We start from the raw sequence: 13,009 nt of genomic DNA, 5'->3' as shown, positions 1-13,009 counted from the left end.
GGAAGCCCTATTTTCAACCCTAGCCCAGCCAAGGCCGAATCAGTGCGAACAGCGGAACGGCTGCCGTCAGGCTATCGATACGATCGAGAATACCGCCATGCCCCGGCAGCAAATGGCTGGAATCCTTGAGCCCGCGGAAGCGTTTGAGCATGCTCTCCAACAGATCGCCGATAACCGAGATGAAAGCCACCACCAGCGCCAACAGCAACAGCCCCAGCGCCTGTCCCACGCCGAGCGGCAGCCACAGCGCATAGACGAGAACCAGCACCGCCACGGCCCCCCAGCCGCCGAAGACCCCTTCCCAGGACTTGCCGGGACTGACATGGGGCGCCAGCTTGCGCCGCCCGAAACGTCGGCCGGCAAAATAGGCCCCGATGTCCGCCACCCACACCAGCAGCAGTACGAACAGCAGCCACTCGCTGCCCTCCTGGCGTAACTGATAGAACCCGATCCAGCACGGGAACAGCACCCACACCCCCATGGCCATTCGCGTGACCGGCTTGCGCCACTGTTCGGTGGCACGGGGATAGCGCGAAACCCACCAGGCGTTGGCCAACCAGCCCAGGGCGCCGAGCCACAGCGGCCAAGTGGCCGTCATCCAGTCGCCCCACCAGGTAAGCAACAGCAGCAAGGCCAGCCCCAGCGTATAGAGCAGCCGGACCGGCACGCTATCGAAGCCGGCCAGTCGCGCCCACTCCCAGGCCCCCAGCAGCAGCACCAGCGCCGTGAACAGCGCGAAACCACCAGCGGAGAGACCGAACAGACCGGCCAGCGCCAGCGGCGCCAGCACCAGCGCCGTGAGGACGCGCTGCCTAAGCACCGTTGACCTCGATCTGCTGCTGACTCATACCGAAGCGACGCTGGCGTTGCCGAAAGGCCGACAGCGCGGCATCGAATGCCTCGCCATCGAAATCGGGCCAGAGTTCGGGGGTGAAGACGAACTCGGCGTAGGCGAGCTGCCAGAGCAGGAAGTTGGAGATGCGCTGTTCACCGCTGGTGCGGATGCACAGGTCGACGGGCGGCTCCTGGTGCAGGCAGATTTCGCGATCCAGCGTCGACTCATCGATCGCCTCGGGCCGTAGCTGGCCGTTGGCGACGCGCTGCGCCAGACGCCGTGCCGCCGCAGCGATATCCCAGCGCCCACCGTAGTTGGCGGCAACGACGAGATGCAGCCCGGGATTGTCCCGGGTCAACGCCTCGGCGCGTGCCATCTGCTTCTGCAGCGAGCTCGAAAAGCGTCGACGATCGCCGATGATGGTGAGGCGAATGCCGTTGTCGTGGAGCTTCTTCACCTCGCGCTTGAGCACCAGCATGAACAGCTCCATCAGCGCATTGACTTCGGCCGTCGGCCGACGCCAGTTTTCGCTGGAGAATGCGAACAACGTGAGGGTTTCGATGCGCAGTTCCGCCGCGCGACGAATGACCGAGCGCAACGACTCGACACCAGCGCGATGTCCTTGCGCGCTGGAGAGCCCCCGAGCGCGCGCCCAGCGGTTGTTGCCGTCCATGATGATCGCCACGTGGCGAGGCATCGACGACGCCGCCTGAGCGTCACGCGACTGCATGTCTGTCATGATATCTCGCAAGCCAGGTGGACGGTGGCACCGGCGGTGCCACCGATCCTCATACCTGCATCAGGTCGTGTTCCTTGGATTCCAGCAGCTTGTCGATCTCGCCGACGTACTTGTCGGTCAGCTTCTGAACTTCCTCTTCACCGCGGCGCTCGTCGTCCTCGGTGATCTCCTTGTCCTTGAGCAGCGACTTGAGATCGCCATTGGCATCGCGGCGCACGTTGCGCACCGCCACTCGCGCGTTCTCCGCTTCGGCGCGAGCCTGCTTGATGTAGTTGCGGCGGGTCTCCTCGGTCAACGGCGGCATCGGCACGCGAATCACCGTTCCTGCGGTGGAGGGATTCAAGCCGAGATCGGAAGTCATGATCGCCTTCTCGATCTTCTGCACCATTGGCCGCTCCCACGGCGTGACGGCCAATGTACGCGCATCCTCGACGTTGACATTGGCCACCTGATTCAACGGTACGTCGCTGCCGTAATACTCGACCATCACCGCATCGAGAATGCTCGGGTGCGCCCGGCCGGTGCGGATCTTGTGAAAATTGGACTGGAGCGCTTCCAGGCTTTTCTTCATGCGCGCTTCGGCGTCTTTCTTGATATCGTCGATCATGTCCTAAACCTCAATCAATCAGCGTGCCTTCTCGCCCACCGACCACCAGATTCAACAGTGCACCAGGCTTGGTCATGTCGAAGACGCGAACCGGCATGTCATGGTCACGCACCAGGCAGATGGCGGTCAAATCCATTACCCCGAGCTTCTGGTCCAACACGTCATCATAACCCAGACGCTCGTACTTCTTAGCTTCGGGATGCTTGATCGGATCCTTGTCATAGACGCCGTCCACCTTGGTCGCCTTGACCACCACGTCGGCATCGATCTCGATACCGCGCAGGCAGGCGGCCGAATCGGTAGTGAAGAACGGATTGCCGGTACCGGCGGAGAAGATCACCACGTCACCGGAAGTGAGATAGCGGATGGCCGTACGCCGATCGTAGTGTTCGACGACGCCACTCATGGGAATGGCCGACATCACCCGCGAGCGGATATTGGAGCGTTCGAGCGCATCGCGCATGGCCAGCGCGTTCATCACCGTCGCCAACATGCCCATGTGGTCGCCGGTCACTCGCTCCATGCCGGCCGCATGCAGTGCCGCGCCGCGAAACAGGTTGCCACCGCCGATCACCATGCCGACCTGAACGCCGATACCTACCAGTTGGCCGATCTCCAGGGCCATGCGATCCAGGACCTTCGGATCGATACCGAACTCCTGCTCGCCAGTCAGCGCTTCACCGGACAGCTTCAGCAGGATGCGCTTGTACTTCGACTTCTCACCGGGTTTATTGGGTCGGTCGATGGTTTCGGACATGACGATCTCTCCTGTGTTTACGAGTCGGGTCGGCGGGTATGGGCGAATGAATTTCTTCATTCACCGGATACGCGATGGCGTGCGCTCTCGCGCACGCCATCGATGGGATCGGCGCCGGACGGCAAGCGTCCGATACGTCGAACCCGGGCACTGCATGAAACTTAGCTGCGGCGAGCCTGTTCCATGACTTCCTTGGCGAAATCGACCTCTTCCTTCTCGATACCCTCGCCAACCTCGTAGCGGGTGAAACCGACCACTTCACCGCCGGCCGCTTTCGCATATTCGGCAACGGACTGGTTCGGATCCTTGACGAAGGGTTGTTCGGTCAGGCTGTTCTCCGCCAGATACTTCTTGAGACGGCCCTGAACCATCTTCTCGGCGATCTCGGCCGGCTTACCCGCCATGTCCGGCTGCGCCAGAATGATCGCCTTCTCCTTGTCCAGCTGCTCCTGCGGCATGTCCTCGGGACGCGCCACGACCGGATTGATCGCCGCCACGTGCATGGCGACATCCTTGGCCACTTCGGCATTGCCGCCCTTGATCTGGGTCAGCACGCCGATGCGATCACCGTGAACGTAGGCGCCGACGATGCCACCTTCCGGCGCATCGACCACGACCGCACGACGCACGGAAATGTTCTCGCCGATCTTCTGGACCAGTTGATTGCGGGCGTCTTCCAGTTCGCCATCCATGATCTCGGCGACGTTCTCGGACTTGGTCTCGAACACCTTGGCCAACACCTTGATGGCAAAGCCCTTGAAGTTCTCGTCACGGGCGACGAAGTCGGTTTCGGAGTTGACTTCCAACATCGCACCGTAGCTGCCGTCTGCGGCGACCTGGGTGACGATGGCGCCTTCGGCGGCGGTACGACCGGCCTTCTTGGCGGCCTTCAGGCCGGAATTCTTGCGCAGATCTTCGATCGCACGCTCGATATCGCCGTCGGCTTCGGTGAGTGCCTTCTTGCACTCCATCATGCCGAGACCGGTACGCTCACGCAGTTCCTTGACTAGAGAAGCGCTGATAGCTGCCATGATAGTCCCTCTGAAATCGCTGTTGCTGACGAGCGGCGCCGTGCAGGCGCCGCTCCGAGTGTAAGAAAGGGGGCTCTTGAGCCCCCTGTGTCTGCGCTGATATCGGCGACCTGGTCGTCGCCCTGCGGGAGCATGCTCAACGCAGACCCGATGCCGTTCCGTCCGCCCTTAATCGGCGGCGACGTCGCTCGCTTCGCTGACCTCGACGAACTCGTCGGGGCGGCCTTCCTTCGCCTTGGCACAAGCGTCTGCGATCGCCTGCACGTAGATCTGGATGGCGCGAATGGAGTCGTCGTTACCCGGGATGACGTAGTCGACACCATCCGGGTTGGAGTTGGTATCGACGACACCGATCACCGGAATGCCGAGCTTGTTGGCTTCGTTGATCGCAATGCGCTCGTGGTCGACATCGATCACGAACAGCGCATCGGGCAGACCGCCCATGTCCTTGATACCACCGATGGAGCGCTCGAGCTTCTCCTGCTCGCGAGTCGCCATCAGCACTTCTTTTTTGGTCAGCTTCTCGAAGGTGCCGTCGTCGCGCATGGTTTCGAGTTCGCGCAGACGCTTGATCGACTGACGAATGGTCTTGTAGTTGGTCAACATGCCACCCAACCAACGATGGTTGACGAACGGCTGACCGACGCGCGAAGCCTCTTCCTTGATGATCTTGCTGGCGGAACGCTTGGTTCCGACGAACAGGATCTTGTTGTTGGAAGAAGCCATCTTCTCGACCACGCCCGTCGCTTCGAGCAACGCCGGCAGGGTATGTTCGAGGTTGATGATGTGAATCTTGTTACGCGCACCGAAGATGTACTGACTCATCTTCGGGTTCCAGTAACGGGTCTGGTGACCGAAGTGTGCGCCTGCCTTGAGCAGGTCACGCATATTGACTTGTGCCATGGTGTGACTCCTGAAGAATCGGGTTGGGCCTCCACACACCCCATGGATCCGACCGCGCGGTAGAACCGTCACGGCACCCGGGACCATGTGCCGGTGCGTGTGTGTTTTTGATGACGGGATACTCGCACAGCATCGCCGTCGCTACTCGCTCGACATCGAAAGATGCATATCGCATGCCAGTCTTGCCGTTCCCGGTAACGGGAATTGCAGTCGAGCGCGCGGCTTTATACCATAGAACGCATGCCAGATGAAGTCGCCGGTCGTCGAATCATTCAATCCGGCGCCCCGCTCGCCGCCATCCAGGACGGCTCGCGACACCCACCGAATTCCGCTGCGAGAACGCATGAACATTCCACGCAAGACACCCGACGAAATCGAAAAAATGCGCGAAGCCGGCCGCCAGGCTGCCGCTGTGATGGAGATGATCGCGCCGCATGTCCGGGCCGGCGTCACCACGGGCGAGCTCGACAAACTGTGCGATGACTTCATCGTCAAGGAGCTGGGCTCCGTCTCCGCTTCTCTCAACTACCACGGCTTTCCCAAATCGATCTGCACCTCGATCAACCACGTCGTCTGCCACGGTATCCCCGACTTCGACAAGAAGCTCAAGAACGGCGACATCATGAACATCGACATCACCGTGAAGACGCCGGACGGCTATCACGGCGATACCAGCATGATGTTCGTCATCGGCGAGACCATTCAGGGTGAGCGGCTGTGTCGCGTCACGCAGGAATGCCTCTATAAAGGTATCGCCGAAGTGCGTCCCGGCGTTCGTCTGTCGACCATTGCCCGAGTCATTCAGAAGCACGCGGAGAAACACGGCTACTCCGTCGTGCGCGACTTCTGTGGTCACGGAATTGGTGCAGGCTTCCACGAGGAGCCGCAGATTCTGCACTACGACGGCTACGCTCCCGAAGCCGACGCGGAACTGGCCGCCGGCATGTGCCTGACCATCGAGCCGATGATCAACGCCGGCGGCTATCGCACCAAGGTGCTCAAGGATGGCTGGACCGCTGTGACCAAGGACAAGAGCCTGTCGGCGCAGTGGGAACACACCCTGCTGGTGACCGACGATGGCGTCGAGGTGCTGACGGCAAGAGCCGACGAAGACTTCAGCTTCCTGGCGTCCTGATCCTTCAGCCAACGCCCGCCATCGGAGACGCATCTCGCATGCTGCTGCATCACTACCGTTTCCAGCCCGACGAAACTCTCTTCGATGCAGCGGCCTTGCGCGGGGAACTGGCGCGCGAGCGCCAGCCGATCGCGCCGTTCAAGCAGGCACTCGCCACGATTCGCGAACGCCTCGACGAGCGCTTTCGCGCCGGCGCCGACATCCGCGACCTCGTCTACGGCCGCGCCTGGTGCCTGGACCGCCTGCTCGAGATCGCCTGGGAGCGCTTCGACTGGCCCGACGACGGCGTCGCCCTGCTGGCGGTCGGCGGCTATGGCCGCGGCGAGCTGCATCCCCACTCCGATATCGACCTGTTGCTGCTGCTCGAGCACGACGACGATACCCCTTACCGCGAGCCGTTGACCGGTTTCATCACCTTCTTATGGGACATCGGCCTGGAGATCGGCCAGAGCGTACGCTCGCTCAATGATTGCGAACGCGAAGCCCGCAGCGACATCACGGTCATCACCAACCTGCTCGAAACCCGCACGCTCTCCGGCCCGGAGCGATTGCGCGAGGCCATGCGCGAGCGTCTTTCGCCCAAGCACATGTGGTCCTCGGCGGCGTTCTTCGAAGGCAAGTGGCAAGAGCAGATCACCCGCCACTACAAGCACAACGACTCCGAGTATCACCTCGAGCCCAACATCAAGAGCGCGCCCGGCGGGCTGCGCGACATCCAGATGATCGGCTGGGTGGCCAAGCGCCATTTCGGCCCGCTGCGCTACGAGGACGTCGTCGCCCAAGGCTTCATGAACGACGCCGAGCTGCGCATCCTGAGCCAGGGCCAGGCGTTCCTGTGGCAGGTGCGTTATGCCCTGCACATGCTGACCGGCCGCGCCGAGGACCGGTTACTGTTCGACCATCAGCGCGCGCTGGCCAAGCTGTTCGGCTATGTCGACACGCGAGGACGACTGGCGGTGGAGCAGTTCATGAAGGCCTACTATCGTCATGTCACCGCCCTGGCCGGGCTCAACGACATGCTGCTGCAGCATTTCGACGAAGTGATCCTGCGCGCCGGCGAGACCCTCGAGGTCAAGCCGATCAACGCCCGCTTCGAAACCAAGGGTGGCTACATCCAACTGCGTCGCCCCGATGTCTTCATCCGCCGCCCGGGAGCGCTGCTGGAACTCTTTCTGCTGATGGCGCAACACCCGGAAATCGAAGGCGTCCGTGCCGACACCATTCGCCAGATACGCGATCATCGCCACCTGATCGACGACAGCTTCCGCGAGGACCTGCGCCATCAGAGCCTGTTCATGGAGCTGCTGCGCAGCGGCGGCGACGTGCCCGCCCAGCTCTCGCGCATGAATCGCTATGGCGTGCTCGGCAAGTATCTGCCGGAGTTCGGCGAAGCGGTGGGGCTGATGCAGCATGACCTGTTTCACATCTACACCGTCGATGCCCATACGCTGCATCTTCTCAAATTCTTGCAGCGCTTCCGCGACGGTCGCGACAACGACGAGTACGCCGTCGCCATCGAGGTGATCCAGAAACTGCCGAAACTGGAGCTTTTGTGGATCGCCGGGCTCTACCACGACATCGGCAAGGGGCGCGGCGGCGATCATTCGCAACTGGGCGCGGTCGATGCCGCCGAATTCTGTCGCCGCCATGCGCTGTCGCCATGGGATACCCGCCTGGTCGCCTGGCTGGTCGAGCATCATCTGCTGATGTCCAAGACCGCGCAGAAACGCGACATCTCCGACCCGGACGTGATCCACGCCTTCGCCCGCACGGTACGCGACGAAGTGCATCTCGACTATCTCTATGTGTTGACCGTCGCCGACATCAGTGCCACCAACCCGTCGCTATGGAATGGCTGGCGTGCCTCGTTGATGCGCCAGCTCTATACCGAGACCCGCCGTGTACTGCGCCGCGGACTCGACAATACGGTGGGCCGTCAGGGCTGGGTCAGCGAAACCCGCGAGGAGGCGATGGGCCTGCTGCGCGCCATCGGCGTGGACGGCGAGCGGGTGCAGGCGCTGTGGCGGACATTCGGCGAGGATTACTTTCTGCAGTACACGCCCAGCGAGATTGCCTGGCAGACCCAGGGCATTCTCGGCCACGACGATCACCGCTTGCCGCTGATCCTCGTCAGCGCGCCGAGCGATGACATGACAGAAGGCGGCACCAAGATCTTCATCCACACCCGCTCGGTGGACGATCTGTTCGCCGCCACCGCGGCAGCGATAGAACAGCTGGGGCTGTCGATCCACGATGCCCGCATCGCCACTTCCAGCGACGACTGGACGCTCAACACCTTCATCCTGCTCGACGATGACGGCGACGCCATCCGCGATCCCGCCCGCCTGGAGGACATTCGCCGCCACTTGGTCGAAGAACTCGACGATCCGGACGACTACCCCCAGATCGTCAGCCGGCATACGCCGCGCCAGCTCAAGCACTTCAAGGTGCCGATCGAAGTGATCATCGAGCAGGACCCGGCCAATGAGCGCACCGCGCTGGAACTGGTCGCCCCCGACCGCCCGGGCCTGCTGGCCCGGGTCGGGCGAATCTTCATGGAACAGAACATTGCGCTGTCGGCGGCCAAGATCGCGACCCTCGGCGAGCGCGTCGAGGACGTCTTCTTCATCACCGACAAGCAGGGCCGACCGTTGACCGACCCCGACGCGCAGGCACGCCTGCGCGAGCGCCTGTGCGAGGCGCTCGACGTCTGAATCGGCAGCCGAGAAACGTATCCGCTCATCCGGCCACATCGGGAGGTGCATGACGACTCCTATCGCTCCAATGGCACCCGTGCCACGCCGTTTGAGCCCCCGAACCCGGGCATCTGTCGTTTGAGCCCCCGAACCCGGGCATCTGTCGTTTGAGCCCCCGAACCCGGGCATCTATAATCGTCGCCCTCGATAAAAACGCTGGCGACCGGCTGTCATGACCATCACCCTTTACGGCATCAAGTCCTGCGATACCTGTCGCAAGGCACGCCGCCTGCTCGACGCACAAGGCATCGATTACCGTTACCATGACCTGCGCGAGGACGGCCTCGACCGGCAGCGACTGGAGGCTTTCATGGCCCGCGCCGACTGGCAGACGCTGCTCAATACCCGCAGCACGACCTGGCGCCAGCTCGATGAGGCCGACAAGCAATCGCTCGATGCCATGCGCGCCGGCGAGTTGATGCTGGCCCACCCGACATTGCTCAAGCGCCCGTTGCTGGAGCAGGACGACAGCTTGATCGTCGGTCTCGACAAGGCCCGCTACGCGGCACTGAGCGCTTGAGCGCCCCATTTCCGACTCGACGACATTCATAGAGGATTAAAGCGATGCTGAGCTTCGCGCTAGGAATCGGCACCCAGAACAGCCAGGGCGACTGGCTCGAAGTCTACTACCCCGCCCCGCTTCACCAGCCCGACAGCGCCATCGTCCAGGCGGCACGCCAGGCACTCGCGGCGGATGCCGATGCCGAGGTTGTCAGCTTCCTGCCAGAGCACTGTGCCAGGCTGGCCCAGGCCCTGCGCGAGGCCGGCGCCGACGAGCAGGCCGAACTGGCCGCGGCCTTCGCCGATGCCCAGCGTCCGCTGGTCGCCGTTTTCCTGAGCGAGGATCATGCGCCCGCCAGCGTGCCGGAGGTCTATCTCAAGCTGCACCTGCTTTCGCATCGCCTGGTCAAGCCGCACGGCATCCAGCTCGACGGCATGTTCGGCCTGCTCAAGAACATCGCCTGGACCAACGAAGGCGCGATCGACGTCGAGGAGCTGCCCGCCCGTCGCCTCAAGGCCCGGCTCGCCGGTCGCACACTCTCGGTCGACTGCGTCGACAAGTTCCCCAAGATGACCGACTACGTGGTGCCGAAAGGCATCCGCATTGGCGATACCGCCCGCGTGCGCCTGGGCGCTTATCTCGGCGAGGGCACTACGGTGATGCACGAAGGCTTCTGCAACTTCAATGCCGGCACCGAAGGCCCTGGCATGGTCGAAGGCCGCATCTCCGCCGGCGTCTTCGTCGGCAAGGGCTCCGACCTGGGCGGCGGTTGCTCGACCATGGGCACGCTCTCCGGCGGCGGCAACGTGGTCATCACGGTCGGCGAGAATTGCCTGATCGGCGCCAACGCCGGCATCGGCATTCCGCTCGGCGATCGTTGCATCGTCGAAGCCGGCCTCTACGTCACCGCCGGCTCCAAGATTGCCGTGCTCGATGCCGATGGCCAGCTGGCCGGGACCGTCAGCGGTCGGGATCTGGCCGGCCAGAGCGACCTGTTGCTGCGCCGCAACTCGCTCAATGGCCGCATCGAGTGCCTGACCAACAAGAGTGCCGTGGCGCTCAACGAAGCGCTCCACGCGCACAACTGATCCAGCCGTTTCGGGAGAACCGCATGTCTCAAGCGTCGCCGACGAGTACGCCCTCCGCCACCCTGGCGCTGGCTCTCGAGCTGCTCGAACGCCCCTCGGTGACGCCGGACGACCACGGCTGCCAGGCATTGATGATCGAACGCCTGGAACGCATCGGCTTCCAGGTCGAGCGGATGACCATCGGCGGTATCGACAACTTCTGGGCGACTCGCGGTCAACATGGGCCGGTGCTGGTCTTCGCCGGCCATACCGATGTGGTGCCCAGTGGCCCGGAGAGCGAATGGCAATACCCGCCGTTCGAACCCCGGATCGACGAGGACGGCTTTCTGTGCGGCCGTGGCGCCGCCGACATGAAGGGCAGCCTGGCGGCCATGGTCACGGCGGCCGAGCGCTTCGTCGCGGCGCATCCCGAGCATGACGGTCGGCTGGCGTTTCTGATCACCGCCGACGAGGAAGGCCCTGCGGTTCACGGCACCCGCGCGGTGGTCGAGCGCCTGCGCGAGCGTCACGAGGCGCTCGACTACTGCATCGTCGGCGAACCCTCCTCGACCAGCCACCTCGGCGACGTGATCAAGAACGGGCGGCGTGGATCCCTCGGCGGCGTGCTGCGCGTGCGCGGCGTGCAGGGCCACATTGCCTACCCGCACCTGGCGCGCAATCCGATCCATCAGGGGCTGACCGCCCTGCAGGCACTGGTGGACGAACGCTGGGACGACGGCAACGATTTCTTCCCCGCCACCAGCTTCCAGATCTCCAACATCCATGCCGGCACCGGGGCCACCAATGTCATCCCCGGCGAGTTCGAAGTCACCTTCAACTTCCGCTACTCGAGCGAAGTGACGCACGAGCAGTTGCGCGAGCGGGTGGAACGCCTGCTCGTTGAGCATGGCCTCGACTACCGGCTCGACTGGACGCTCAACGGCGAGCCTTTTCTGACCCCCGGCGGCGCCCTGCTCGAAGCGGCGCAAGCCGCCTGCGCGGATGTCACCGGCCGACACCCCAGCCTGTCGACCTCCGGCGGCACCTCCGACGGCCGCTTCATTGCTACACTGGGCACACAGGTGATCGAACTGGGTCCGGTCAATGCCACCATTCACCAGGTCAACGAACGCATCCGTGCCGGCGACCTCGATACGTTGAGCCGCGTGTACGAAGCGATTCTCGAGCGGCTGTTTACCTGAGGAACCCATGGAGCGTTTTCCCGACATCGAAATCTATCTCGCCGCGGCCGACGCCGAGGCCATCACCCAGTGGCTGCGCGAGGCACTGGGAGACGACGAGTTGAAGCTGGTCCGCGCCGGCAAGGGTATCTGGCGCGGCAAGGCCGAAGGCGAGGCACGCCGTATCGGCATCATGCTGGTCGAACGCGCTGCCGATGGTTTCGCCAGCCTGTGGTTCGACTGTGATGCCACGCCCTGGCCGCGGGATACCGACTGCGCCCGGGAGGCTGCCAGAAGGCTCGGCTGCGAGGCACGCTGTTCGCTCGGTGGCTGGCAACCGGGAGACGATCCGGATCGCTTCTGGCAGGTGCTGCCGGATGGCCAGGAAAGAATCATCGACTGGCCTGATTCCGGCCAGTAATCGACGCTCCGGTACCGTAAAGACATCGCGAATCACGCGGCCAAGACAAGGAGGTCTGGCAATGGCGGAATCCAAACCGGTCATCTTCGCCGCGATGGGCGGCAATCTGCTGATCGCCGTCACTAAGTTCGTCGCTGCTGCCGTCACCGGCAGCTCGGCGATGCTTTCCGAAGGGATCCACTCGGTGGTGGATACCGGCAACCAGATCCTGCTGTTGCTTGGCATGCAACGAGCAAAACGCCCGCCCAGCCCGAAGTTTCCCTTTGGTCACGGCAAGGAAGTCTACTTCTGGAGCTTCGTGGTCGCGCTGCTGATCTTCGCGGTAGGCTCCGGCGTCTCGCTGTACGAAGGCGTCATACACATCCTCGATCCCGAACCGATCGAGTCTCCGCTGGTCAACTACGTCGTGCTCGGCCTGGGGATTCTGTTCGAAGGCGCATCGTGGGCCTTCGCGCTCAACGAATTCCGCAAGACCAAAGGCAAGTGGAGCTACGTCGAGGCGGTGCATCGGGGCAAGGATCCCTCGATGTTCGTGGTGGTGTTCGAGGACTCCGCCGCCCTGCTCGGCCTGTTCGTGGCGCTGGCCGGTGTAGCGCTGAGCCAGTGGACCGGCATTCTGATCTTCGACGGCATCGCTTCGGTGATCATCGGTCTGATCCTCGGTGGTACCGCGATCTGGCTGGCGATGGAAACCAAGGGCCTGTTGATCGGCGAAAGCGCCAATCGCGACGTGGTCGCGAGCATTCGACGCCTGGCGAGCGAAGCGGAGGGCATCGACGAAGTCAACGAGGTGCTGACCATGCACATGGGACCCAATTTCGTGCTGGTCAATTTAAGCGTGCGATTCCAGCGCGATGCCTCCGCCGAACGCATCGAGCACGCCATCGCCGCACTCGACCGACGCATCAAGCAGGAGCATGAAATCGTCAAACGTATTTTCGTCGAGGCCGAGGCCAGAGCGGGAGTCGACGAGATACCGCCGGCAGACGCCCTGCAGTGACGGCAAACGAAAACGCCCCCGAAGCCTGAGCGCCGGGGGCGAATGCGGTCCATCCAGTACCGGCGTCAGCCGGCA

General features: G+C 63.2%; 13 protein-coding genes. 7 read left to right on the top strand and 6 right to left on the bottom strand.

All coding sequences use genetic code 11. The features are described 5' to 3' along the window. Positions 1 to 19 precede the first annotated feature (19 nt). The 6 genes from DOM57_RS04415 to rpsB all read right to left on the bottom strand — a co-directional run bounded on the left by DOM57_RS04415 (position 20) and on the right by rpsB (position 4,872). Positions 20 to 820 carry a phosphatidate cytidylyltransferase gene (locus DOM57_RS04415; protein WP_110648018.1) on the bottom strand — a complete coding sequence of 267 codons (801 nt, stop codon included), beginning with the start codon at positions 818 to 820 and terminating at the stop codon, positions 20 to 22. Then, positions 813 to 1,574 (bottom strand): polyprenyl diphosphate synthase, encoded by a 762-nt coding sequence (gene uppS, locus DOM57_RS04410; RefSeq protein WP_110648017.1) that lies wholly within the window; start codon positions 1,572 to 1,574, stop codon positions 813 to 815. Before uppS ends, DOM57_RS04415 begins: the two co-directional genes overlap by 8 nt. A gap of 49 nt (positions 1,575 to 1,623) precedes the next feature. Further along, a complete protein-coding gene (gene frr / locus DOM57_RS04405) occupies positions 1,624 to 2,181 on the bottom strand; it encodes a ribosome recycling factor (RefSeq protein WP_110648016.1) in 558 nt (185 codons plus the stop codon). A gap of 10 nt (positions 2,182 to 2,191) precedes the next feature. After that, positions 2,192 to 2,938, bottom strand: a complete 747-nt coding sequence (gene pyrH, locus DOM57_RS04400) for a UMP kinase (RefSeq protein WP_110648015.1) — start codon at positions 2,936 to 2,938, stop codon at positions 2,192 to 2,194. Between the two features lie 161 nt (positions 2,939 to 3,099). After that, positions 3,100 to 3,969 carry a translation elongation factor Ts gene (gene tsf, locus DOM57_RS04395; protein ID WP_110648014.1) on the bottom strand — a complete coding sequence of 290 codons (870 nt, stop codon included), beginning with the start codon at positions 3,967 to 3,969 and terminating at the stop codon, positions 3,100 to 3,102. Between the two features lie 168 nt (positions 3,970 to 4,137). Further along, positions 4,138 to 4,872: a 30S ribosomal protein S2 gene (gene rpsB, locus DOM57_RS04390; RefSeq protein WP_110648013.1), complete on the bottom strand. Its 735-nt coding sequence runs from the start codon at positions 4,870 to 4,872 to the stop codon at positions 4,138 to 4,140. Between the two features lie 343 nt (positions 4,873 to 5,215). Here rpsB and map point away from each other — a divergent pair, with 343 nt between their 5' ends. The 7 genes from map (at position 5,216) to DOM57_RS04355 (ending at position 12,934) form a co-directional block, all read left to right on the top strand. Beyond that, positions 5,216 to 6,007 carry a type I methionyl aminopeptidase gene (gene map / locus DOM57_RS04385; protein ID WP_110648174.1) on the top strand — a complete coding sequence of 264 codons (792 nt, stop codon included), beginning with the start codon at positions 5,216 to 5,218 and terminating at the stop codon, positions 6,005 to 6,007. Between the two features lie 38 nt (positions 6,008 to 6,045). Then, positions 6,046 to 8,721: a [protein-PII] uridylyltransferase gene (locus tag DOM57_RS04380; RefSeq protein ID WP_110648012.1), complete on the top strand. Its 2,676-nt coding sequence runs from the start codon at positions 6,046 to 6,048 to the stop codon at positions 8,719 to 8,721. A 214-nt stretch (positions 8,722 to 8,935) separates the two neighbouring features. Then, complete coding sequence (locus DOM57_RS04375) at positions 8,936 to 9,283, top strand: ArsC family reductase (protein ID WP_110648011.1); 348 nt, start codon at positions 8,936 to 8,938, stop codon at positions 9,281 to 9,283. Between the two features lie 44 nt (positions 9,284 to 9,327). Beyond that, the gene (gene dapD / locus DOM57_RS04370) at positions 9,328 to 10,353 is read left to right on the top strand and encodes a 2,3,4,5-tetrahydropyridine-2,6-dicarboxylate N-succinyltransferase (protein ID WP_110648010.1); all 1,026 of its coding nucleotides are present in this window, start codon (positions 9,328 to 9,330) and stop codon (positions 10,351 to 10,353) included. Positions 10,354 to 10,376: 23 nt separating this feature from the next. Beyond that, positions 10,377 to 11,534, top strand: coding sequence for a succinyl-diaminopimelate desuccinylase (gene dapE / locus DOM57_RS04365; RefSeq protein ID WP_110648009.1), 1,158 nt, complete (start codon positions 10,377 to 10,379; stop codon positions 11,532 to 11,534). A 7-nt stretch (positions 11,535 to 11,541) separates the two neighbouring features. Beyond that, positions 11,542 to 11,934, top strand: coding sequence for a hypothetical protein (locus tag DOM57_RS04360; protein WP_110648008.1), 393 nt, complete (start codon positions 11,542 to 11,544; stop codon positions 11,932 to 11,934). 61 nt (positions 11,935 to 11,995) lie between these two features. After that, positions 11,996 to 12,934, top strand: a complete 939-nt coding sequence (locus DOM57_RS04355) for a cation diffusion facilitator family transporter (protein ID WP_110648007.1) — start codon at positions 11,996 to 11,998, stop codon at positions 12,932 to 12,934. The last annotated feature ends 75 nt before the right edge of the window (positions 12,935 to 13,009 follow it).

It is taken from the genome of Salinicola peritrichatus (assembly GCF_003206715.1).
Classification (GTDB): Bacteria; Pseudomonadota; Gammaproteobacteria; order Pseudomonadales; family Halomonadaceae; genus Salinicola; species Salinicola peritrichatus.
The sequence above is the reverse complement of the archived record's forward strand: the minus strand, read 5'-3'. Positions and strand labels throughout refer to the sequence as shown.

What these genes read in the sequence shown, in the direction of transcription:
- dapD (WP_110648010.1), top strand. Translation starts at nt 9,328, where the DNA reads ATGCTGAGCTTCGCGCTAGGAATCGGCACCCAGAACAGCCAGGGCGAC.
- frr (WP_110648016.1), bottom strand. Translation starts at nt 2,181, where the DNA reads ATGATCGACGATATCAAGAAAGACGCCGAAGCGCGCATGAAGAAAAGC.
- dapE (WP_110648009.1), top strand. Translation starts at nt 10,377, where the DNA reads ATGTCTCAAGCGTCGCCGACGAGTACGCCCTCCGCCACCCTGGCGCTG.
- DOM57_RS04380 (WP_110648012.1), top strand. Translation starts at nt 6,046, where the DNA reads ATGCTGCTGCATCACTACCGTTTCCAGCCCGACGAAACTCTCTTCGAT.
- DOM57_RS04375 (WP_110648011.1), top strand. Translation starts at nt 8,936, where the DNA reads ATGACCATCACCCTTTACGGCATCAAGTCCTGCGATACCTGTCGCAAG.
- DOM57_RS04355 (WP_110648007.1), top strand. Translation starts at nt 11,996, where the DNA reads ATGGCGGAATCCAAACCGGTCATCTTCGCCGCGATGGGCGGCAATCTG.
- rpsB (WP_110648013.1), bottom strand. Translation starts at nt 4,872, where the DNA reads ATGGCACAAGTCAATATGCGTGACCTGCTCAAGGCAGGCGCACACTTC.
- tsf (WP_110648014.1), bottom strand. Translation starts at nt 3,969, where the DNA reads ATGGCAGCTATCAGCGCTTCTCTAGTCAAGGAACTGCGTGAGCGTACC.
- DOM57_RS04360 (WP_110648008.1), top strand. Translation starts at nt 11,542, where the DNA reads ATGGAGCGTTTTCCCGACATCGAAATCTATCTCGCCGCGGCCGACGCC.
- map (WP_110648174.1), top strand. Translation starts at nt 5,216, where the DNA reads ATGAACATTCCACGCAAGACACCCGACGAAATCGAAAAAATGCGCGAA.
- pyrH (WP_110648015.1), bottom strand. Translation starts at nt 2,938, where the DNA reads ATGTCCGAAACCATCGACCGACCCAATAAACCCGGTGAGAAGTCGAAG.
- uppS (WP_110648017.1), bottom strand. Translation starts at nt 1,574, where the DNA reads ATGACAGACATGCAGTCGCGTGACGCTCAGGCGGCGTCGTCGATGCCT.